Here is a 20,322-nt window from a genome sequence, read left to right as displayed (position 1 = left end):
ATCAGGGTGAACTCCGGGCTGGGGTGGGGGACTTCCCGGATGTGGGAGGGGCGAGGGCTTCGCGACCATGAATGCATGACCTCGCAGCGGATCTCACGACGAACGGTGCTGGCCGCCACCACGGCGGGCCCCCTGCTCGCGGCGGCCGACCAGCCTTCAGGATCACGCTGGGATGGGCGGGGAGGCACAGGTGTTGAAGTTCAGGGACGGTACGGCGGTGGGGCGCTCCGAGGGCGACTTCGGCAGTCGGCCCGTCTCTGATCCGAAGCTCCTCCGGATCATGGAGCTGCGGTGTGGCATCATCCGGGCCCAGGCTCTCACGCCAGGGGAGTCTCTGGCCTTCAGCGAGCGATTGCTGGGAGAGAGATGATCCGCAAAGCCTCCGCCGGGAACGCCTCCGAGCTGGAGTGGCGCAAGAGCACCGACTTCATTGCGTACGCAACGCGCAACTGAGTAGGGCCCTGAGTAGCCGTACTCAGGGAACCCCTGTTCGGGGCGGGGAGGCTGGGCCCCATGACGACAGCGCCCCCACTCCCTCCGACGCCCCCGCAGCCGTACGCACCGTCGACGCAGCCGCAAGGTCGCAGCCGGGCGAGGACGGTCGCGATCGTCGGGGTCCTGGTCGCCGTGCTGCTGGCCCTCGGCCTGGGGACGTGGTGGTGGACGCGGGACGGGGACGAGGGGCCGCTCGCGGGGCGGCCGAGGGTGACGGACGACAGGGCGGGGCTGTCGTACGGGATCCCGGAGGGCTGGCGGCGGAACGACGGGAAGGACCTGATCGACGCGTTCACGTCGTCGATCACCAAGGCGGGCAAGGACAAGGACGCGGCGGGGCAGGAGACCGGGGCGCTGGTGATGGCGGGCCGGTCGGGCGCGGTGCCGCGGGCGGCGCTGGAGAGCCAGGCGGAGCGGTCGGCGCGGTCGAACGCGATGTTCTTCTTCCCGGACGGTTCGTCGGAGCAGGAGGAGTCGAAGGCCACGGAGGTCGACGGCCGCCCGGCCCACACGGTGGCGCTTGCGGTGAAGGACGGGGAGGGCGGCACGGCGCACCTGCGGCTGACGTTGGTCGCGGTGGACGACGGCCGGTCGGCGTTCCTGATGGGGCTCGCGATGCCCGGTACGAGCCCGGAGAGGGAGACGGTGGACGAGGTGCTGGCCAGCGCGTCGACCGGCTGAAACTGGGGGAGGGTGCGCCGCCGGGGCGGCGCACCGCAAGGGCTAGCCGAAGAACACCGAGTGCACGGTCGTCGCGCCGCCGTACGCGCCGCCGGTGTTGGGAGGCAGCGTGTCCTGGGGGATCATGCATTCCTCGTCGCGGTAGAGCGTGGCCACGGTGTCCGTGAAGTTGTCGACGACGCCGGCGCCGCCCGGCATGACGATGCACTCGTCGTCCGGAGGGTTGTCCATGATCATCCGGAAGCCGGTGTCGGCACGGTTGTAGGCGAACCTGCCGCTCGCGGCCTCGGCGCTGGTCGACAGTCCTGTCACCAGCACGGCCGCGGAAGCGGCCACCATGGTCACCCGGGCCAGTTGTTTCCACCTGTACATAAGGGACCCCTGTTCTGTTAGTGGACGGTGTCCGATATCAGGACAGCAGGAACCGTTGCGGGGCCGCTGCCCCCTGGCCAGGAATGCACTCAAATGGGGCGGCGGCGCGGCGTGCGCTCCGGGGGCGCGCGACGCGTGAGGCATGCACGTGTGCCTGTTGGGGGTCCTGAGTCGTACGACCAAGGGACCAACGAAGGCCGGGCGCAGGTCAGGCGCCGTTGTCAGTGGTGGCCCGTACGGTGGCTGGCATGACCGCACCCGACTCTCGCGACACGGATGTCGCCGCAGCTCCGGCCGTCGAAGTGGCGGCGCCGCCCGGGCAGGACCGGAGCGAGGGCGGCGTGCTCGCGAAACCGTATCGGGCGCTGAGCATCGGGATCGTGTCCGTGGTGCTGCTGATCGCCTTCGAGGCGACGGCGGTCGGGACGGCGATGCCGGTGGCGGCGCGGGAGTTGGACGGGGTGTCGCTGTACGCGTTCGCGTTCTCGGCGTACTTCACGACGAGCCTGTTCGGGATGGTGCTCTCGGGGCAGTGGGCGGACCGGCGGGGGCCGCTGGGGCCGCTGACGGGAGGGATGGCGGCGTTCGCGGCGGGCCTGCTGCTCGCGGGGACCGCGGGCGGGATGTGGCAGTTCATCCTGGGGCGCGCGGTGCAGGGGCTCGGCGGCGGGCTCGTCATCGTGGCGCTGTACGTGGTGGTGAGCCGGGCGTATCCGGAGGCGCTGCGGCCGTCGATCATGGCGGCGTTCGCGGCGGCCTGGGTGGTGCCGTCGGTGGTCGGCCCGCTCGTGAGCGGCACGGTGACGGAGCACATCGGCTGGCGCTGGGTGTTCCTCGGCATCCCGTTCCTGGTCGCGGCGCCGCTGGCGCTCGCGCTGCCCGCGATCCGGCGTACGGCGTCGGGGCCGCTGGACCCGGACGCGCCGGTCGCGGCGTTCGACCGGCGCCGCATCCGGCTCGCCCTCGGCATCTCGCTCGGCGCGGGCCTGCTCCAGTACGCGGGGCAGGACCTGCGGTGGCTGTCGCTGATACCGGCGGTGGCGGGCGCCGCCGTCCTGGTGCCGTCCGTGCTCGGGCTGCTGCCGCGCGGCACGTACCGGGCCGCCCGCGGGCTGCCCTCCGTCGTGCTGCTGCGCGGGGTCGCCGCAGGGTCCTTCATCGCGGCCGAGTCGTTCGTGCCGCTGATGCTCGTCGCCGAACGCGGGCTTTCGCCGACGATGGCGGGGCTCTCGCTCGCGGCGGGCGGCGCGACCTGGGCCCTCGGGTCGTACGTGCAGTCCCGGCCCCGCATGGAGCCGTACCGGGGCCGTCTGGTCGTCTTCGGCATGGTCCTCGTCGCCGCCGCGATAGCGACCGCGCCGACGCTGCTGATCGACGCCGTGCCGGTGTGGACCCTCGCGGTCGCCTGGGGCGTCGGCTGCCTCGGCATGGGCATGGTGATCGCGTCGACGAGCGTGCTGCTGCTCCGCCTGTCCCCGCCCGAGGACGCGGGCTCGAACTCCGCGGCCCTCCAGATATCCGACGGCCTGTCCAACACGCTGCTGCTCGCCGCGGGCGGCGCCGCGTTCGCCGCGCTCGGCGGCGGCATGGTCGGCGGCCACGGCGCGGACGACGTGGCGGGCTCGCACCCGGCGGCGTTCACGGCGGTGTTCCTGCCGATGGCGGCGGTCGCGCTCGCGGGGGCGTGGGTGGGGGCGCGGCTGCGGGAGCGGCCCTAGGGCCGCCTGAGACAGGGCGGGTCTCACACGCTCGGGGGAGGTGTGAGGCCCGCCCGCCGGGCGGTGTGAACCGCGTCGCACCCGGGCGCGGACCTGAGCGTCAACCCCGGAGTGCGGTCATCCCACCGGTAGGGTGGCCCGGTTGTCGTACGTACCCTCAGCGTCAAAAACGGAGACCGTGACTACCACAGCCGCCTCCTCCCACCACCTTTCGCCCGCCTTCCCGGGGCGCGCTCCCTGGGGTACCGCCAGCAAGCTGCGTGCCTGGCAGCAGGGGGCGATGGAGAAGTACATCCAGGAGCAGCCGCGCGACTTCCTCGCCGTCGCCACCCCCGGCGCCGGCAAGACGACGTTCGCGCTGACGCTCGCGTCCTGGCTGCTGCACCACCACGTGGTGCAGCAGGTCACCGTGGTCGCGCCGACCGAGCACCTGAAGAAGCAGTGGGCCGAGGCGGCGGCGCGGATAGGGATCAAGCTGGACCCGGAGTACAGCGCGGGCCCGCTCAGCAAGGAGTACCAGGGCGTCGCCGTGACGTACGCCGGTGTCGGCGTGCGGCCCATGCTGCACCGGAACCGGGTGGAGCAGCGCAAGACCCTCGTCATCCTCGACGAGATCCACCACGCCGGTGACAGCAAGTCCTGGGGCGAGGCCTGCCTGGAGGCCTTCGAGCCCGCGACCCGGCGCCTGGCCCTCACGGGCACGCCGTTCCGGTCCGACACCAACCCCATCCCGTTCGTGGTGTACGAGGAAGGGAACGACGGAATCCGGCGGTCCGCGGCCGACTACACCTACGGGTACGGCAGCGCCCTGGGCGACGGCGTCGTGCGGCCCGTCATCTTCCTCTCCTACAGCGGCAACATGCGCTGGCGCACCAAGGCGGGCGACGAGATCGCCGCGCGCCTCGGCGAGCCCATGACCAAGGACGCGATCTCGCAGGCCTGGCGCACCGCGCTCGACCCGCGCGGCGACTGGATGCCGAACGTCCTCCAGGCCGCCGACCGCCGCCTGAGCGAGGTCCGCAAGGCCATCCCGGACGCCGGTGGCCTCGTCATCGCCTCCGACCAGGACTCCGCCCGCGCCTACGCGAAGCTGATCCGGGAGATCACCGGCACCAAGGCGACGCTCGTCCTGTCCGACGACAGCGGCGCCTCGCAGCGCATCGACGACTTCAGCCACAGCGACGACCGGTGGATGGTCGCGGTCCGCATGGTGTCCGAGGGCGTCGACGTGCCGCGGCTCGCCGTGGGCGTGTACGCGACCACCATCTCGACGCCGCTGTTCTTCGCGCAGGCCGTGGGCCGCTTCGTGCGCTCCCGGCGGCGCGGCGAGACCGCGTCCGTCTTCCTGCCCACCGTCCCCGACCTGCTCGGCTTCGCCAACGAGATGGAGGTCGAGCGCGACCACGTCCTCGACAAGCCGAAGAAGCAGGGCGAGGAGGACCCGTACGCCGAGTCCGAGCAGGAGATGGACGAGGCGAACAAACAGCAGGACGAGGACACGGGCGAGCAGGACATGCTGCCCTTCGAGGCCCTGGAGTCCGACGCGGTCTTCGACCGGGTGCTCTACGACGGCGCCGAGTTCGGCATGCAGGCCCACCCGGGCAGCGAGGAGGAGCAGGACTACCTGGGCATCCCGGGCCTGCTCGAGCCCGACCAGGTGCAGCTGCTCCTGCAGAAGCGGCAGGCCCGGCAGATCGCCCACAGCAAGAAGAAGCCCGCCGAGGAGGCCGACCTCCTGGAGATCCCCGCCGAGCGGCGGCCCGTCGTCTCCCACAAGGAGATGCTGGAGCTGCGCAAGCAGCTCAACACGATGGTCGGCGCGTACGCCCACCAGAGCGGCAAGCCGCACGGCGTGATCCACACCGAGCTGCGCCGCGTCTGCGGGGGCCCGCCGAGCGCGGAGGCCACGGCCGGGCAGCTGCGGCAGCGGATCGCGAAGGTCCAGGAGTGGGCTACGAGGATGCGGTAACGCCTCCGGCTATGGGGCGCGGTGCCATCCTGCGGGTCGGCGGTGGCTGGTCGCGCCCACGCGGCGGAGCCGCAGATGAATACAGCCCCGCGCCCCTTCGGGGCGCCATGCATCGTCATTCCGGGTTCGGGAAACGTGTGCACTGCGTGCAGGCATTGTGCGTTCCGCATCCACATTCCATGAGACAAAGTGCTTCAATCCGGACCGACTTTCCGTCCCCTTGACCGGATTCTGGACGGAGTCTTCCGCTGAGCGGGACGCCCTCGCTACTGTCCCCGCTACACAACGCCCCGTGGCAGCGCCGCCCCGGAGCGCAGCCGGTGCGCCCGCCGTAGTGGGAGCCGTCGACCCTCACCACTAAAGGAGTGGGCGTCGTGACCGCGGAGACTTCTCAGACGCTCGACCGAGGACTGCGCGTCCTCAAGCTGCTCGCCGACACCGATCACGGGCTCACCGTCACCGAGCTCTCCAACAAGCTCGGCGTGAACCGCACCGTGGTGTACCGGCTCCTGGCAACGCTCGAACAACACGCTCTCGTACGCCGCGACTTGGGCGGCCGCGCCCGCGTCGGACTCGGCGTCCTGCGGCTCGGCCGCCAGGTGCACCCCCTCGTGCGCGAGGCCGCCCTGCCCGCCCTGCGCTCCCTCGCGGAGGACATCGGGGCCACGGCCCACCTGACCCTGGTCGACGGCACCGAGGCCCTCGCCGTCGCCGTCGTCGAGCCGACCTGGACCGACTACCACGTCGCGTACCGCACCGGCTTCCGCCACCCGCTCGACCGCGGCGCCGCGGGCAAGGCGATCCTCGCCGCCCGGCAGGGGCAGATCACCGACCCCGGGTACGCGTTCACGCACGGCGAGCTGGAGGCCGGGGCGAGCGGTGCGGCGGCGCCCCTGATAGGGGTGACGGGGATAGAGGGGAGCGTGGGGGTGGTCATGCTGTCGGATTCGGTGCCCGAGAGAGTGGGCCCGCGGGTGGTCGACGCGGCGCGCGAGGTCGCCGAGGCACTGCGCTGAGCCGAGGTGTGGTTCTGCGCCTCGCGTAGATTGGGTGCGTGCTGTCTCGTCTCGCTCAGCTGAGCCGCCCCAAAGCCCTCGCCCTGGCCTCCGTGCCGGTGATCGCGCTGCTCGCCGTCGCCGGGCTCGCCCCGTTGCCGTTCTCCGTCGCCCAGCCGGGCGGCACCGCCGACGTGCTCGGGGAGTACGAGGGCAAGCCGGTCCTGACGGTCAGCGGGGTGCCCGTACGCAAGACGAAAGGGCAGCTGCGGATGACGACCATCGTGGCCACGGGGCCGCAGATGGACGTGCGGCTCGGCGACGTGGTCGACGGCTGGTTCCGCACGGACCGGGCCGTGATGCCGCGGGACTCCGTCTACCCGGAGGGCGACAACGTCAAGGAGGTCGAGGAGCACAACCTCGGCGACATGAAGGAGTCGCAGGACGACGCCACGAAGGCGGCCCTCGCGTATCTGAAGAAGGACGGCGTCAGCGGCACCGACAAGGTCGAGGTCAGGGCCGACCTCGGCAAGATCGGCGGGCCGAGCGCCGGGCTCTTCCTCGCGCTCGGCATCATCGACAAGCTGGACGGGAACGGCAGCGGCGGCGACCTGACCGGCGGCCGCACGATCGCCGGGACCGGCACGATCAAGGCGGACGGCAAGGTCGGCGCGGTCGGCGGGGTCTCCCTGAAGACGCAGGCGGCGGCCCGTGACGGCGCCACCGTCTTCCTGGTCCCGAAGGCCGAGTGCTCGGACGCGAAGGCCGAGAAGCCGAAGGGGCTTCAGCTGATCCCGGTCACCACGCTGTCCGGTACGGTCGACGCGCTGCGGGCCCTGGAGAAGGGCGAGAAGGTTCCGAGCTGCTGACCAGGCGCAGGCCCAACTCGACCATGGTCCAGCCGACTTGACTGCGCAGCGGGGTGCGCTGCCGCTTCCGGGTGGGTGCGGTGGCATACAGCTCGGCCGCCCGGGTGCCGTGCAGGATCAGATGGATGTCCGGGTGCATGTCTCGTCGTCCCCCTGTCAGGTGGTGGGGTGGGTCGGGAAGAGATGCGTGTGCACGCGGACCCGCTCGGCGCCCGGGTCCTCCTTGTCCGCCTCCAACTCCCGGTAGCTGTCGATGAGTTGATGGACCTTCTCGGCCAGCTCCCCGGCGCGCGCGGCCGTCAGGTGCAGGGTGTAGTCGCTGAGGTTCGCGCTGTCGGTCCACTCCTTCGGCCAGTCGTGCTGGGTGCCGACCCAGGTGGAGGCCTCTTCGGCGTGCTGGGTCACGTGGTAGTGCATCAGCGTGTTGTACGCGCCGCGCACCGACGGGTCCGGGTCGCGCATCAGGTCGTTCTCCAGGCGCGTGCTGTCGTGCACCGTGCGCCACCAGCGCTCCCGCCCCTTGCCCTGCTTCGGGTCGTCCTCGATGAAGCCATGGGCTGCCAGCTGGCGCAGGTGATAGCTGGTCGCGCCGCTCGACTCGCCCAGGCGGGCGGCGAGTTGGGAGGCCGTCGCCGGTCCGTCGAGCCGCAGTGAGCCGAGCAGCCGCATCCGCAGCGGATGGGCGAGGCCACGCAGCGAGCGGGCGTCGAGATGAGCGATCTTCTGGGGCTTCGGATCCTGCGTCATGCCGGCCAGCGTACGCATGCAAAGACTCCGTTGCAACGCTTTCTTTGCAACGGAGTCTTTGCATGACCGAAAAGGGGCTGCTACTCCTTCACGAACCCCTGCTCCACCATCCAGTCCTTCGCCACCTCGTGCGGGTCCTCGCCGTCCACGTCCACCTTGGAGTTCAGGTCCTGCGCCACCTTGTTGTCGAGCTTCTTCGTGATGGGGGCGAGGACCTCCGCGATCTCTGGGTACTTCTTCAGGGTCTTGCTGTTGATCTCGGGGGCGGCGTTGTAGTTGGGGAAGAAGTGGCGGTCGTCCGTCATCGTCGTCAGGTTCATGGCCTTGATGCGGCCGTCCGTCGTGAAGACCTCGCCGTAGGTGCAGGTGCCCTTCTCGGCCTGGGTGTAGATGATCCCGGTGTCCATCTGCGTGATGTTCCCGGCGGGGAGCTTCATGCCGTACGCCTTCTGCATGCCGGGAAGCCCGTCCGCGCGGTTGGCGAACTCGCCCTCCACGCACACCGTGACGGCCTTCGGGTCGGACTTCGACAGGGCGGCGACGTCGGAGAGCGTCTTGGTGCCGTACTTCTTGAAGTTGGACCCGTTCATGGCGAGCGCGTAGGTGTTGTTGAGCGCGGCGGGCGGCAGCCAGGACAGGCCGTTCTTCGCGTCGGCGTCCCGGACGGCCTCCCACTGCTGCCGCGGGTCGGTGATCGGCTTGGAGTTGCCGAGGTAGGTGATCCAGGCGGTGCCCGTGTACTCGTACATGGCGTCCGCGTCGCCGCCCTTGACCGCCTCCCGCGCGCCGATCGAGCCCTGGATGCCCGTCCGGTCCAGGACGTCCGCGCCGGCCGCCTGGAAGGCGATGCCCATGATCGCGCCGAGGATCAGCTGCTCGGTGAACTCCTTCGACGTGACCGTGAGATCGGCGCCCTCCAGGGGCTTGCCCTGGCCGACGATGCCCGGCTCCACGTCGTCCACCATCGGCGAGCCGCTGGTCAGACCGCAGCCGCCCGCGGCCACCAGGACCCCGGCCACCGCCGCCAGAGCCTTCGTACGCACCGTGAGCCTCATGACCGCACCTCCAGGCCGCGCGGGCTCAGGACCACTTCCGCCAGCGACGCCAGCCAGTCCACGAGCAGCGCGAGCACCACCGTGAGGATCGAACCGAGCATCAGGACCGGCATGCGCTGATTGGTGATGCCCGTCGTGATCAGCACGCCCAGGCCGCCGCCACCGCCGAACGTCGCGAGCGTCGCCGTGCCCACGTTCAGGACGAGGGCCGTCCGCACGCCCGCGAGGATCAGCGGGACGGCGAGCGGGAGTTCGACCTTCGCGAGGACGCCGAGCGGGGACATGCCGATGCCGCGCGCGGCTTCGAGGAGCGTCGGATCGTTGGCCCGCAGGCCCGCGATGGTGTTGGACAGGACCGGCAGGACGGCGTAGATGATGATGCCCGTCAGGGCGGCCTTCTCGCCGATGCCCATCCAGATGACCAGGAGCGCGAGCAGGCCGATCGCCGGGGTCGCCTGGCCCATGTTCGCAAGGGCCATCGCCACCGGCGCGCCCTTCTGGAAGGCGCGCCGCGTGAGCAGGATGCCCAGCGGGATCGCGATGATCAGGACGAAGAACGTGGAGATCGCGGTCAGCTCGACATGCTGCCGAAGGGCCTTGCCCACCTGCCCGTTGGACAGCGCGTTCTTGGAGATCTCGTCCAGGTCGGCCTGCTCGAACCACAGCCAGGTGGCGAGCAGGACCGCCGCGAGCACCACGGGCAGGAACGTCAGCTTCTGCCACGTGATGCGGCGCGGCGGCTTCGTCGCCACCGGCGGCGGCGCCTCCTGCTCGGCCTCGCCCTCGTCGCGGAAGGCCAGGCCCTTGACGTCGTGTTCGCCCCGCGGCCGCTTGGTCTCCTTGGCCGCCGGGCGGCGTTCGGGGATGCGGGGCCCGCTCCCGGGCGTCGGGCTCACGCCTGCGCCTCCCCGCCGCCGTCGCCTTCCTGCTCCTTGTGGGTCAGCTCGGCGCGCTGCTCCTCCAGCTCGTGCTGGTGCTCCAGGGCGTCCAGGCGGTCGGCCTCCAGCATCTCGTGCACGGAGTTCATCAGCGTCTCCATGTCGACGACGCCCGTGTACTCGCCGCGCCGCCCGGTGACGGCGACCCGGCCCGCGTTGTCCGTGAGGACCGCCTCCAGGGCGTCGCGGAGGGTCGCGTCCCGCGTGACCGTGTCGTGCACGAGGGTGCCCGCGCGGGCCAGCGAGCCCTTGGCGCGCATCAGGTCGCCGCGCCGCAGCCACTTGTAGGGGCGGCCGCGCTTGTCGAGCAGGAGCAGCTCGTTCGTGCCGCTGGCGCGCAGCTTGTTGAAGATCTCCTGGAGCGGGTCGTCGACCGTCACGGTCGGCACGTCCGCCATCTCCACATCGCGTACGCGGGTCAGGTTCAGCCGCTTCAGGGCGGCCCCCGCCCCCACGAAGCCCGACACGAAGTCGTCGGCGGGATTGGTGAGGATCGCCTCCGGCGTGTCGAACTGCGCGATGTGCGAGCGCTCCCTCAGCACGGCGATCCGGTCGCCCAGCTTGATGGCCTCGTCGAAGTCGTGCGTGACGAACACGATGGTCTTGTGCAGCTCGTGCTGGAGCCGGATCAGCTCGTCCTGGAGGTGGTCGCGGGTGATCGGGTCGACCGCGCCGAACGGCTCGTCCATGAGCAGCACCGGCGGATCGGCCGCCAACGCCCGCGCCACACCCACGCGTTGCTGCTGGCCACCGGAGAGCTGACGCGGATAGCGCCCGTGGAACTCGCCCGGGTCGAGCCCGACCAGATCCAGCATCTCCTCGACCCGCTCCCGGATCCGGGACTTCCCCCAGCCCACCATCTTCGGTACGAGGGCGATGTTCTGCGCGACCGTCATGTGCGGGAACAGGCCGGACGACTGGATGGCGTAGCCGACCTTGCGGCGCAGCTTCACCGGGTCGATGTCCGTGACGTCCTCGCCGTTGATGCGGATGCGGCCGCTGGTCGGCTCGATCAGACGGTTGATCATCTTCAGGGTCGTGGACTTCCCGCAGCCGGACGGGCCGACGAAGATGACGATCTCGCCCGCCTTGATCTCCATGTTCACGCTGTCCACGGCCGGTTCGCCGCTGCCCGGGTAGCGCTTGGTGAGGTTCTCTAGCTCGATGGTGGCGCCGGTGGTGGCCGGCGAGGTGGCATCGGACCCGGCCTGATCGGCGGTCGCACTCACTGCCGTGGTCGTCTCTGTCGTCTCTGGCGTCTCAGACACGGATCCCCCTCGGAATCGTCAGGCGGCCGATCAGGACGTACGCGGCGTCGAAGAGCAGCGCGAGGACGATGATCCCGAGCGTGCCCGCGAGCACCTGGTTGAGCGCGTTCTTGCTGCCGAGCGAGGCGATGCCGCGGAAGATCTCGTTGCCGAGGCCGGGCCCGGACGCGTACGCGGCGATCGCGGCGATGCCCATCAGCATCTGCGTGGACACCCGGATGCCGGTCAGGATCGGCGGCCAGGCCAGCGGCAGCTCGATCCGCACGAGCCGGTGCAGGCGCGACATCCCGATGCCCTTCGCCGCGTCCACCAGGGTCGGGTCGACCCCGCGCAGGCCGACGATCGCGTTCCGCACGATCGGGAGCAGCCCGTACAGCGTCAGGGCGGTCACCGTCGGGGCGACGCCGAGGCCCACGACCGGGATGAGCAGACCGATCATCGCGAGCGAAGGGATCGTGAGGATCGTGGAGGTCACGGTGGTGGCGAGGTTCCCCGCCCACTCCGTGCGATAGGTCAGTACGCCGATCAGTACGCCGATGGCGGTCGCCACCACCATGCACTGGAAGACGGCGCTGGCGTGCTGGTACGCGTCCATCAGGAGCTGTTGGTGGCGATTGCCGAGGTACTCCCAGAAGTTCAAGTCCCGCTCACCTCGCGAGGCGCGCTCAGACGGCGCCGGGAGTCTCCCGTGCGCCCGCGTGCGTCGTACTCCCTACCCAGGTCGTCAGTTGCCGGACGCCTGCTCCACCAGCGGGATGATCCGCAGCGGAACGGGGTTCTCCATGACGATCGCCGTGGAGGCCCGGACGATGCCATCAAAACCCACCACCCGGTCGATCACACGTTGGAGATCCGCGTTCGACCGGGCCACCAGGCGGCACAGCATGTCGCCGTGCCCGGTGATCGTGTGCAGCTCCAGGACCTCCGCCACGCCCGCCAAGTGCGCCCGGACGTCGGCGCCCTGGCCCTGTTTGATCTCCAGCGTCGCGAACGCCGTGACCGGGTAGCCGAGCGCCGAGGGATCCACCTGCGGGCCGAAGCCGCGGATGACTCCGTTCGACTGAAGCCGGTCCATCCGGGCCTGCACCGTGCCGCGCGCGACGCCGAGCCTGCGCGACGCCTCCAGGACGCCGATCCGCGGCTCCCGCGCGAGCAGCACGATGAGCCGGCCGTCCAGATGATCGATCGCCATGACGCCTCCGAAGTGGTCAGTGTGTACAGATCGTCCGCTGCTACTGGAGTTTCGCTGCGCACATTGCCCAGCGATTACGAGAACTATTGCGCACCTTGCGGATCGGCGGGAGCCTCGGACTATGACTCAGACCACACACACCACCCCCGAAACCGCGCGCGAGGCAGACCCCTTCCCGGTCAAGGGAATGGACGCGGTCGTCTTCGCCGTGGGCAACGCCAAGCAGGCCGCGCACTACTACTCCACGGCGTTCGGCATGAAGCTCGTCGCGTACTCCGGACCGGAGAACGGCAGCCGCGAGACCGCCAGTTACGTCCTGGAGAACGGCTCCGCCCGGTTCGTCTTCACCTCCGTCATCAAGGCCTCCTCCGAGTGGGGCACCTTCCTCACCGACCACGTGGCCGCGCACGGCGACGGCGTCGTCGACCTCGCCATCGAGGTGCCGGACGCGCGCGCCGCGTACGCCTACGCCGTCGAGCACGGGGCGCGGGGCATCGAGGAGCCGTACGAGGTCAAGGACGAGAACGGTGTCGTGGTGCTCGCGGCCATCGCCACGTACGGCAAGACCCGGCACACGCTGGTCGAGCGCTCCGGGTACTCCGGGCCCTACCTGCCCGGCTTCGTCCCCGCGTCCCCGATCGTCGAGCCGCCCGCGAAGCGGACCTTCCAGGCGATCGACCACTGCGTGGGCAACGTCGAGCTCGGCAAGATGAACGAGTGGGTCGCCTTCTACAACAAGGTCATGGGCTTCACGAACATGAAGGAGTTCGTGGGCGACGACATCGCGACCGAGTACAGCGCGCTGATGTCGAAGGTGGTGGCGGACGGCACCCTGAAGGTCAAGTTCCCCATCAACGAGCCGGCCATCGCCAAGAAGAAGTCCCAGATCGACGAGTACCTGGAGTTCTACGGCGGCGCGGGCGTGCAGCACATCGCGCTCGCCACGAACGACATCGTGGCCACGGTGCGCACGATGCGTGCGGCCGGGGTCCAGTTCCTGGACACGCCCGACTCCTACTACGACACCCTCGGCGAGTGGGCCGGTGAGACGCGGGTTCCCGTCGAGACCCTGCGCGAGCTGAAGATCCTCGTCGACCGGGACGAGGACGGCTACCTGCTCCAGATCTTCACCAAGCCGGTCCAGGACCGGCCGACGGTCTTCTTCGAGATGATCGAGCGGCACGGGTCGATGGGGTTCGGGAAGGGGAACTTCAAGGCGCTGTTCGAGGCGATTGAGCGGGAGCAGGAAAAGCGCGGCAACCTTTAAGGTTCTCGGGCCCACTTCCCACCCGCCCGCCCGTTTCCACCCTGACCACGGGCGAACGCCCCTGGTGGGGCCGCCCCACCGCCGGCGCCCGCCCCTCCGTGGGGCGAGCGCCCCTGGCGGGGCCACCCCGCCGCCGACCTCCACCGGCGGCGGGCCCCCACCACCGCGGCGGCCCCTCTCCCACCCGCCGGGGGGCCAACCCCCCTGGCGGGCCTGCCCCGCCGCCAACACCTACGGCCCCCACCGCTACCGCGCCGCCTTCTCTCCCACCCGCCCGCCCGTTTCCACCCTCCCGTGGGGTGGACGCCCCTGGCGGTCCTGCCCCGCCGCCAGCGCCTGCGGCCCCTCGCTGCTACTGCGGCGGTTCCTTCCCCGCCCGCCCGCCCATTTCCACCCTCCCGTGGGGTGGACGCCCCCGGTGGGGCTGGCTCTCCGTCGGCGTCTGCGGGTCCCCGCCGCTACCGCGGCGCCTTCTCTCCCACCCGCCCGCCCGTTTCTGCCCTCCCGTGGGGTGGATGCCCCTGGTGGGGCTGGCTCTCCGTTGGCGTCTGCGGCCCCTCGCCGCTATCGCGGCGGCTTCTTCCCCACCCGCCCGCCCGTTTCTGCCCTCCCAGCGGGTGGACGCTCCCTGTGGGGGTGGTTCGCCGTTGGCGGCTGCGGCTGCGGCTGCGGCTGCGGCTGCGGCTGCGGCTGCGGCTGGGGCTGGGGCTGGGGCTTGGCGTGTGCGCAGGGCATGCCGTTGTCGTGGCGGGTTCTCTCCCATCTGGCCTTCCGTGACTTGCCGCCCGGGGTGCACCCCCTGCCCCGCAGCCGCCGATGGCGAACGGCCCCCACCAGAGGCGCCCACCGACCGTGAGACCAGAAACGGGCGGGCGGGTGGGAAACAATCCGCCGCGGTAGCGGCGCCAACCCGCAGTCGCCGACGGCGCCCAAGCCACCGCCGCAGCGGCGCGAACCGACGGACGCCGATGGTGGGTCACCCCCACAAGGGGCGCTCACCTCGCGGGAAGGTGGAAACGGGCGGGCGGGTGGGAGAGAAAGCGCCGCGGTAGCGGCGGGGGCCCGCAGGCGCTGGCGGCGGGTCACCCCCACCGGGGGCGTCCACCTCGCGGGTGGGGAAGAAAGCGCCGCGGTAGTGGTGGGGAGCTGTCGGCGCCTCGCGGGTGTGGGTCAGCGGTGGGTGGGGCGGCGTGGGGGGCTCGGGGCGTGGAGTTGGGCGGGGCCGCCCTCCGGGGGGTCGCCCAGGGCCTCCAGGGCGTGGCTTGCCGCGGCGGCGCCCAGGGGCGAGAAGCGGGGACTGAGGCGCAGGGCCTCCGCCAAGTGACGGCGGGCCGCGCCATAGCGGCCGAGCTCCCGCTCGATCTCCCCCCGGTGATAGGCGAACACCGCACTGCGCGGCCCCTTCTTCATCGCCGCCACCGCATGCGCAAGCCCCGCCCCCGAGTCCCCGGCCCGATGCAGCGCCCAGCCGAGCGCGTCGGCGTTCTCGGGACTGCGGTGCCGCGCGTACTCCGCGGTGAGCCGCCGCACGGCCCGCTCCGGGTCACCGTGATCCGCCTCGAAGAGCCCGAGCACCCGCTCGTCATCGACGCCCGCGCGTCCGGCCCGCCGGACGCGCTCCCGCACCAGGTCGTACTGGGCCCGCGCCGCAGGCATCAGCTTCAGGGACTCGTACAACTCACCCAGTTCCAGGGCGTACTCGGGCGCGGGCCGCCGGGCGATGGCCCCCTGGTAGGCCTGGAGGGCCTCGGAGGTCCGCCCGAGCGCGGCCAGGGCGCGCCCCTTCGCGGCGAGCGCCGGATGGTGGTCGGGCTCGGCCCCGAGCGCCGCGTCGAAGTAGCGCAGCGCCTCCGCGTACTCACCCCGCTCCCAGGCGAGCTCCCCGACCCGGTACAGACACGCGGCCCGCTCGGCGGGGCTCCCGGCGAGCGCGGCCGCGTCGGAGAGCGCGGCGGCCGCGTCCTCGCGCCAGCCCCGGTCGCGGTAGACCATCCCGGCCCGGACCTTGACGGCCGCGCCGGACCGGAGTTCCTGGAGGGTTTCCAGGGACCGCCCGACGGCCTTGGCGTCGCCGAGCCCCCGGTAGGCGTCGATGAGCACCGGATACGTCGTCCACCGCTTCGGCGCGAGCCGCACCGCCCGCTCGCCCCACGTCCGCGCGGCCCGGTAGTCGTGCCGCGCGTTCGCGAGCGCCGCGAACCCGGCGAGCGCGTCGACGTTCCCCGCGGGCCGCGCCTTCAACGACGTACGCAGCGAGTGCTCGGCCTTCGGGTAGTACGAGGAGTCGGCGGTCCTGAGGCCCTTCTCCACGTACGCCGTACCGAGCACCGCCCACGACTGGTCGTCGCCGGGATGCGCCCGCAGATGGGCCTCGCGCTCCCCGATGAGCGCGGCCAGATCGGGCAGCGCCGCCGGGACGCCGCCGCCCGCCGCGGCCAGGGCGCGCGCCGCGGGCCCGAGCGCGGGCGGCGGCGCCTGCGCCTCGTCGAGCCGCGCGACACCGACGATCACGCCCCCGAGCACGGCGGCCCCCGCCACAGCGGTGACGGCCGCGATCAGCACCCGCCGACCACCACGGGAGCGGCGCGCCCCCACCCCGGACGGGACCTCCGGGCCCTCCGACAAGACCCGGTTCTCGCTCTCCATGGCGCTCTCCATGGCGCTCACTGTGCGTCAATACGAAGAGTGCGTCCCGGCACGCGAAGAGCGCCGCACACGGGTTCACACCGATGGCCCCGGGTGCGAGGCTGTGATCATGAGCAGCGCCCCGGTCGAACGCATCATCGAACGCCTCCGCGCGGGCCTCCCGGCCGACGCGGTCCTCACCGACCCCGACGTCATGTCCTCGTACGCGCACGACATGGCGAGCTTCTGCGCGGCGGGCACACCGGCCGTCGTCGTCATGCCCCGCACCGTCGAGCACGTACAGCACGTGCTGCGCACCGCCACCGAGCTCAAGGTCCCGGTCGTGCCGCAGGGCGCCCGCACCGGCCTGTCGGGCGGGGCCAACGCGACCGACGGCTGCATCGTGCTCTCGCTGGTCAAGATGGACCGCATCCTGGAGATCAGCCCCGTCGACCGGATCGCGGTCGTCGAGCCCGGCGTCGTCAACGCCACGCTGTCCCGCGCGGTCGGCGAGCACGGCCTGTACTACCCGCCGGACCCGTCCAGCTGGGAGACGTGCACCATCGGCGGCAACATCGGCACGGCGTCCGGCGGCCTGTGCTGCGTCAAGTACGGCGTGACGGCCGAGTACGTCATCGGGCTCGACGTCGTCCTCGCCGACGGCCGCCTGATGAGCACCGGACGCCGCACCGCCAAGGGCGTCGCCGGGTACGACCTGACGCGGCTTTTCGTCGGCTCCGAGGGCAGCCTCGGCATCGTCGTACGGGCGATCCTCGCGCTGAAGCCGAAGCCGCCCCAGCAGCTGGTCCTGGCCGCCGAGTTCGGCTCGGCGGCCGAGGCCTGCGACGCCGTCTGCCGGATCATGGAGGGGGGACACGTGCCATCCCTCCTCGAACTGATGGACCGCACGACGATCCGGGCCGTCAACTCCCTCGCCCACATGGGCCTGCCGGAGACAACGGAGGCCCTGCTCCTCGCCGCCTTCGACACCCCGGACCCCGCCGCCGACCTCGCCGCCGTCGGCGCCCTGTGCGAGGCGGCGGGCGCCACCCAGGTCGTCCCGGCCGAGGACGCGGCCGAGTCCGAACTCCTGCTCCAGGCGCGGCGCCTCTCGCTCACCGCCCTCGAAGCCGTCAAGGGCACGACGATGATCGACGACGTGTGCGTGCCGCGCTCCCGGCTGGGCGCCCTGCTCGAAGGCGTCGAGGCCATCGCCGACAAGTACGGCCTCACCATCGGGGTCTGCGCCCACGCGGGCGACGGCAACACGCACCCCACGGTCTGCTTCGACGCGGCGGACCCCGACGAGTCCCGGCGCGCCCGTGAGTCCTTCGACGAGATCATGGCCCTCGGCCTCGACCTCGGCGGCACCATCACGGGCGAGCACGGCGTCGGCGTCCTGAAGAAGGAGTGGCTGGCGCGCGAACTCGGCCCCGTGGGCGTGGAGATGCAGCGCGCCGTCAAGGCCGCCTTCGACCCGCACCACCTCCTGAACCCCGGCAAACTCTTCTGATCCGGCACGGCCCGCCGCGCCGTCGGCCCACCCCCACGGCGGGCGCCCCCCCGTGACGTCTGCGCTCACTCACCGTCCTTGGACTCGTCCGAGGGCCACGGGTCGCGCAGCCACAGCTCGTCGGCGCGGCCGGGGGTCGGCGCGAGCAGCTCGGCGAGGCCGTCGTCGATGCCGAGCTGCTCGGCCTCAGAACCCGGGGGGACCACCCGCAGGGTGCGCTCCAGCCAGGCCGAGACGGCGGGCGCGGGCGCCTCGAGGAGCGCGTCCCCGTCCGGCGAGCTGAGCGCCATCAGGACGACCGACCGCCCCTCGACCTTCGTCGGCCACACCCGCACGTCCCCGTGCCCGCACGGCCTGAACACGCCCTCCACGAGCAGCTCACGGGCGAACGTCCAGTTCACGGGGTGCTCGGAGCCGATGTGAAAGGCGATGTGGACGGCGTACGGATCGTCGGTGCGGTAGGTGAGCCGGGCCGGGACGGGGATCGCCCGCTCCGGCGACAGGACCAGTTTCAGTTCCAGCTCTCGTTCCACGACTGTGTGCATGTCGCTCGCGCTTCCTCTCTCTGTCTCTCTGTACGTGGCGTACGTGGCGTACGCGCGCGGGCCCGGGAGCGGGCCCGCAGAGATCGAGAGCGCGGGGGGCGCCGTTCATTACGCGACTTCGGGAAAGTTTTTTCGGAGAAGTTCGGGAACCGTGCGGAGAAGGGGGCGGTGCTGCGGGAGCCGCCCGGACGGGCGCGCCGGTCTGATAGATGTGGAGCCTCACAGACCCCCGAGCAGATACGGGACGACGGACATGAGCGCCCCAACTCCGGCCCCCGGTGACGACAGGCCCCGCGAGGGCTACTACCCCGACCCGTCCATTCCCGGATACGTCCGGTACTGGAACGGCGCGGCCTGGGTGCCCGGTACGAGCCGCCCGGCGCCGTCCGACGGAGAGCCCCTGCCCGCGCCGCCCCGCGCCGCGGCGGCGCCCGCTCCCGCGGTGGCCGCTCCCGCGGTGGCCGAGGAGACGGGGCCGATGTTCTTCGACGAGGAGCCGGAGGGGGTCGCGCAGTCGGAGTCCGCGGATACGCCGGATACGCCGGATATGCCGGATACGCCGGACTCGGCGGCCGCCGCCGACGACGCCGACCCCGCCCGGCACGGGGCGCGGCCCGAGCCCGCGTCGGCCTGGCAGGCGGACGCCGCCCGCCAGACCGGCCTCGGCGGCGAGCAGGACCAGCGCGTCTCCTGGGGTTCCCCGGGGCAGCCGGACCCCCGCGTGCCCGGCGACACCGCACCGGCCGCGCAGGGCACGCCCCAGGACACCGCGCGCCGCGTCCCCGCACAGGCCAGGCCCGAGCCGGAGACCGAGGGCCCCGGCACCATGGGCATCCGCGCCGTCAAGCCGGGCGCACCCCGCCCCACCACGGGCGAGGGAACGGTCACCTTCCGCCGTCCCTCCGGACCGGTGAAACCGGCACGGGAGCGGGACGGCGGCACGATGTCGATCAGGGCTCTGCACCCGAACCACCACCCCGAGCCCGGGACGTCCCCGGCACCCGGGAGGTTCCCGTCACCCGGGGCGTCCGCGGCACCCGGCGGGACGTCCCCGGCGCCCGGGGTGACCTCGTCCAGGCCCGGGGCGACCCCGGCGCCGGGCGCCACTCCGCCCGCGGTGTCCCGGACGCCCGCGGCGACGCCGCCCGCGACCGCGCCATCCACGCCATCCACGCCATCCACGCCATCCACGCCTGCGGCGCCCGCGGCCTTCGGGGCGAGCCCGTCCACGCCCGGCGCCACGCCGCCCGCTTCGGCGGCCCCCCGGGCCTCCGTGCCGCAGCAGGCAGGGGCGGCCGACGCCCGCGCCGGGGGCGCCGCAGCCGGGGGCGACGCTTCCCCGCTGGTCGCGGGGGCCGGTGGCGGTGCGGCCTCCTGGGCCCAGCAGGTGCACCAACTCGCGCAGCCCGCACAGCAGCCCACGGCCTCCCAGCCCGACGGCCCCGTCGTGCCGTGGAAGCCGGTCGCCACCGACCCGTTCGCTGCGGCCGCCCAGGCCCACGCCTCGGCCCGGCCCGCGGCGCTCGGCAAGCGGTTCGCGGCGCGGCTCATCGACACCGTCGTCCTCGCCGCCGTCACCGCCGGAGCGGCGCTGCCCCTCGGCACGCGGGCCGCCGACCACATCGACAGCAAGATCGACGCGGCGAAGATGTCCGGCGAGAAGGTCACCGTGTGGCTGCTCGACGGCACCACCGCCGGATACCTCGGCATGGTCCTCGGCGTACTGCTTCTCTTCGGCGTCCTGTACGAGGCGCTGCCGACCGCCAAGTGGGGCCGGACCCTCGGGAAGAAGGTGTGCGGGATCGAGGTGCGGGACATCGCGCAGCACGGGGCGCCGGCCTTTGGGGCGGCGCTGCGGCGGTGGCTGGTGTACAGCGTGCCGGGGGTGCTGGGGGTGGGGCTCGTCGGGGTGGTGTGGTGTGTGTTTGATCGGCCTTGGCGGCAGTGCTGGCACGACAAGGCGGCCGGGACGTTCGTAGCGGGCTAGCCCCGTCCCTTCTCCCACCCACCCGCCCCGTCCCTGGGGGCTCCGCCCCCAGACCCCCTCCTCTCCGGCGCTGCGCGCCTCGTCCT

General features: G+C 72.1%; 17 protein-coding genes and 1 pseudogene. 9 read left to right on the top strand and 9 right to left on the bottom strand.

Features of this window, described 5'->3' with window-relative positions; all coding sequences use genetic code 11:
* Window positions 1-145: 145 nt before the first annotated feature.
* Together ACFWZ5_RS31000 and ACFWZ5_RS30995 are read left to right on the top strand one after the other, a co-directional pair.
* Window positions 146-370, top strand: a pseudogene (locus ACFWZ5_RS31000) (Scr1 family TA system antitoxin-like transcriptional regulator); the annotation flags it as partial.
* A 143-nt stretch (window positions 371-513) separates the two neighbouring features.
* A complete protein-coding gene (locus ACFWZ5_RS30995; RefSeq protein ID WP_384801383.1) occupies window positions 514-1,176 on the top strand; it encodes a hypothetical protein in 663 nt (220 codons plus the stop codon).
* A 42-nt stretch (window positions 1,177-1,218) separates the two neighbouring features.
* Here ACFWZ5_RS30995 and ACFWZ5_RS30990 read toward each other — a convergent pair whose 3' ends face one another.
* The gene (locus ACFWZ5_RS30990) at window positions 1,219-1,548 is read right to left on the bottom strand and encodes a hypothetical protein (protein WP_384801380.1); all 330 of its coding nucleotides are present in this window, start codon (window positions 1,546-1,548) and stop codon (window positions 1,219-1,221) included.
* A 248-nt stretch (window positions 1,549-1,796) separates the two neighbouring features.
* On the opposite strand from ACFWZ5_RS30990, the gene ACFWZ5_RS30985 reads away from it, so the two are divergent.
* The 4 genes from ACFWZ5_RS30985 (at window position 1,797) to ACFWZ5_RS30970 (ending at window position 7,099) form a co-directional block, all read left to right on the top strand.
* Entirely contained in the window at window positions 1,797-3,266 is a 1,470-nt protein-coding gene (locus ACFWZ5_RS30985; protein ID WP_384801377.1) for an MFS transporter, read from the top strand.
* 178 nt (window positions 3,267-3,444) lie between these two features.
* The gene (locus ACFWZ5_RS30980; protein WP_384801374.1) at window positions 3,445-5,235 is read left to right on the top strand and encodes a DEAD/DEAH box helicase; all 1,791 of its coding nucleotides are present in this window, start codon (window positions 3,445-3,447) and stop codon (window positions 5,233-5,235) included.
* A 374-nt stretch (window positions 5,236-5,609) separates the two neighbouring features.
* Window positions 5,610-6,251: an IclR family transcriptional regulator gene (locus ACFWZ5_RS30975; RefSeq protein WP_384801371.1), complete on the top strand. Its 642-nt coding sequence runs from the start codon at window positions 5,610-5,612 to the stop codon at window positions 6,249-6,251.
* A gap of 38 nt (window positions 6,252-6,289) precedes the next feature.
* Window positions 6,290-7,099 carry a S16 family serine protease gene (locus ACFWZ5_RS30970; RefSeq protein ID WP_384801368.1) on the top strand — a complete coding sequence of 270 codons (810 nt, stop codon included), beginning with the start codon at window positions 6,290-6,292 and terminating at the stop codon, window positions 7,097-7,099.
* 156 nt (window positions 7,100-7,255) lie between these two features.
* Here the strand turns inward: ACFWZ5_RS30970 and ACFWZ5_RS30965 are convergent, their stop codons facing one another.
* The 6 genes from ACFWZ5_RS30965 to ACFWZ5_RS30940 form a co-directional block, all read right to left on the bottom strand.
* A complete protein-coding gene (locus ACFWZ5_RS30965) occupies window positions 7,256-7,846 on the bottom strand; it encodes an ArsR/SmtB family transcription factor (protein WP_384801365.1) in 591 nt (196 codons plus the stop codon).
* An 80-nt stretch (window positions 7,847-7,926) separates the two neighbouring features.
* On the bottom strand, window positions 7,927-8,901 hold the full coding sequence (locus ACFWZ5_RS30960; protein ID WP_384801363.1) for a glycine betaine ABC transporter substrate-binding protein: 975 nt from the start codon (window positions 8,899-8,901) through the stop codon (window positions 7,927-7,929).
* On the bottom strand, window positions 8,898-9,767 hold the full coding sequence (locus ACFWZ5_RS30955; RefSeq protein ID WP_384801398.1) for an ABC transporter permease: 870 nt from the start codon (window positions 9,765-9,767) through the stop codon (window positions 8,898-8,900). The genes ACFWZ5_RS30960 and ACFWZ5_RS30955 overlap by 4 nt, the downstream gene beginning before the upstream one ends.
* A 26-nt stretch (window positions 9,768-9,793) precedes the next feature.
* Window positions 9,794-11,068, bottom strand: a complete 1,275-nt coding sequence (locus ACFWZ5_RS30950; protein WP_384801395.1) for a betaine/proline/choline family ABC transporter ATP-binding protein — start codon at window positions 11,066-11,068, stop codon at window positions 9,794-9,796.
* 31 nt (window positions 11,069-11,099) lie between these two features.
* Window positions 11,100-11,747, bottom strand: a complete 648-nt coding sequence (locus tag ACFWZ5_RS30945; protein ID WP_384801360.1) for an ABC transporter permease — start codon at window positions 11,745-11,747, stop codon at window positions 11,100-11,102.
* 84 nt (window positions 11,748-11,831) lie between these two features.
* On the bottom strand, window positions 11,832-12,299 hold the full coding sequence (locus tag ACFWZ5_RS30940; protein ID WP_384801357.1) for an Lrp/AsnC family transcriptional regulator: 468 nt from the start codon (window positions 12,297-12,299) through the stop codon (window positions 11,832-11,834).
* A gap of 121 nt (window positions 12,300-12,420) precedes the next feature.
* On the opposite strand from ACFWZ5_RS30940, the gene hppD reads away from it, so the two are divergent.
* On the top strand, window positions 12,421-13,566 hold the full coding sequence (gene hppD / locus ACFWZ5_RS30935; protein WP_384801354.1) for a 4-hydroxyphenylpyruvate dioxygenase: 1,146 nt from the start codon (window positions 12,421-12,423) through the stop codon (window positions 13,564-13,566).
* A gap of 1,170 nt (window positions 13,567-14,736) precedes the next feature.
* On the opposite strand, the gene ACFWZ5_RS30930 is transcribed toward hppD, so the two are convergent.
* Window positions 14,737-16,224, bottom strand: coding sequence for a tetratricopeptide repeat protein (locus ACFWZ5_RS30930; RefSeq protein WP_384805841.1), 1,488 nt, complete (start codon window positions 16,222-16,224; stop codon window positions 14,737-14,739).
* Between the two features lie 97 nt (window positions 16,225-16,321).
* On the opposite strand from ACFWZ5_RS30930, the gene ACFWZ5_RS30925 reads away from it, so the two are divergent.
* On the top strand, window positions 16,322-17,704 hold the full coding sequence (locus ACFWZ5_RS30925; RefSeq protein ID WP_384805843.1) for an FAD-binding oxidoreductase: 1,383 nt from the start codon (window positions 16,322-16,324) through the stop codon (window positions 17,702-17,704).
* A gap of 65 nt (window positions 17,705-17,769) precedes the next feature.
* Here ACFWZ5_RS30925 and ACFWZ5_RS30920 read toward each other — a convergent pair whose 3' ends face one another.
* A complete protein-coding gene (locus ACFWZ5_RS30920; protein ID WP_384805845.1) occupies window positions 17,770-18,249 on the bottom strand; it encodes an SsgA family sporulation/cell division regulator in 480 nt (159 codons plus the stop codon).
* Window positions 18,250-18,502: 253 nt separating this feature from the next.
* Here ACFWZ5_RS30920 and ACFWZ5_RS30915 point away from each other — a divergent pair, with 253 nt between their 5' ends.
* Window positions 18,503-20,236, top strand: a complete 1,734-nt coding sequence (locus ACFWZ5_RS30915) for an RDD family protein (RefSeq protein WP_384805847.1) — start codon at window positions 18,503-18,505, stop codon at window positions 20,234-20,236.
* Window positions 20,237-20,322: the final 86 nt, after the last annotated feature.

Origin of the sequence: Streptomyces sp. NPDC059003, from assembly GCF_042740445.1 — a bacterium.
Classification (GTDB): domain Bacteria; phylum Actinomycetota; class Actinomycetes; order Streptomycetales; family Streptomycetaceae; genus Streptomyces.
Note: the sequence above shows the minus strand (reverse complement) of the source record. Positions and strands in the feature narration are given on the sequence as shown.

Excerpts from the sequence above, each read along its gene's own strand:
- hppD (WP_384801354.1), top strand. The coding sequence starts at position 12,421 with ATGACTCAGACCACACACACCACCCCCGAAACCGCGCGCGAGGCAGAC.
- ACFWZ5_RS30990 (WP_384801380.1), bottom strand. The coding sequence starts at position 1,548 with ATGTACAGGTGGAAACAACTGGCCCGGGTGACCATGGTGGCCGCTTCC.
- ACFWZ5_RS30925 (WP_384805843.1), top strand. The coding sequence starts at position 16,322 with ATGAGCAGCGCCCCGGTCGAACGCATCATCGAACGCCTCCGCGCGGGC.
- ACFWZ5_RS30915 (WP_384805847.1), top strand. The coding sequence starts at position 18,503 with ATGAGCGCCCCAACTCCGGCCCCCGGTGACGACAGGCCCCGCGAGGGC.
- ACFWZ5_RS30930 (WP_384805841.1), bottom strand. The coding sequence starts at position 16,224 with ATGGAGAGCGCCATGGAGAGCGAGAACCGGGTCTTGTCGGAGGGCCCG.
- ACFWZ5_RS30965 (WP_384801365.1), bottom strand. The coding sequence starts at position 7,846 with ATGACGCAGGATCCGAAGCCCCAGAAGATCGCTCATCTCGACGCCCGC.
- ACFWZ5_RS30985 (WP_384801377.1), top strand. The coding sequence starts at position 1,797 with ATGACCGCACCCGACTCTCGCGACACGGATGTCGCCGCAGCTCCGGCC.
- ACFWZ5_RS30940 (WP_384801357.1), bottom strand. The coding sequence starts at position 12,299 with ATGGCGATCGATCATCTGGACGGCCGGCTCATCGTGCTGCTCGCGCGG.
- ACFWZ5_RS30995 (WP_384801383.1), top strand. The coding sequence starts at position 514 with ATGACGACAGCGCCCCCACTCCCTCCGACGCCCCCGCAGCCGTACGCA.
- ACFWZ5_RS30920 (WP_384805845.1), bottom strand. The coding sequence starts at position 18,249 with ATGCACACAGTCGTGGAACGAGAGCTGGAACTGAAACTGGTCCTGTCG.
- ACFWZ5_RS30960 (WP_384801363.1), bottom strand. The coding sequence starts at position 8,901 with ATGAGGCTCACGGTGCGTACGAAGGCTCTGGCGGCGGTGGCCGGGGTC.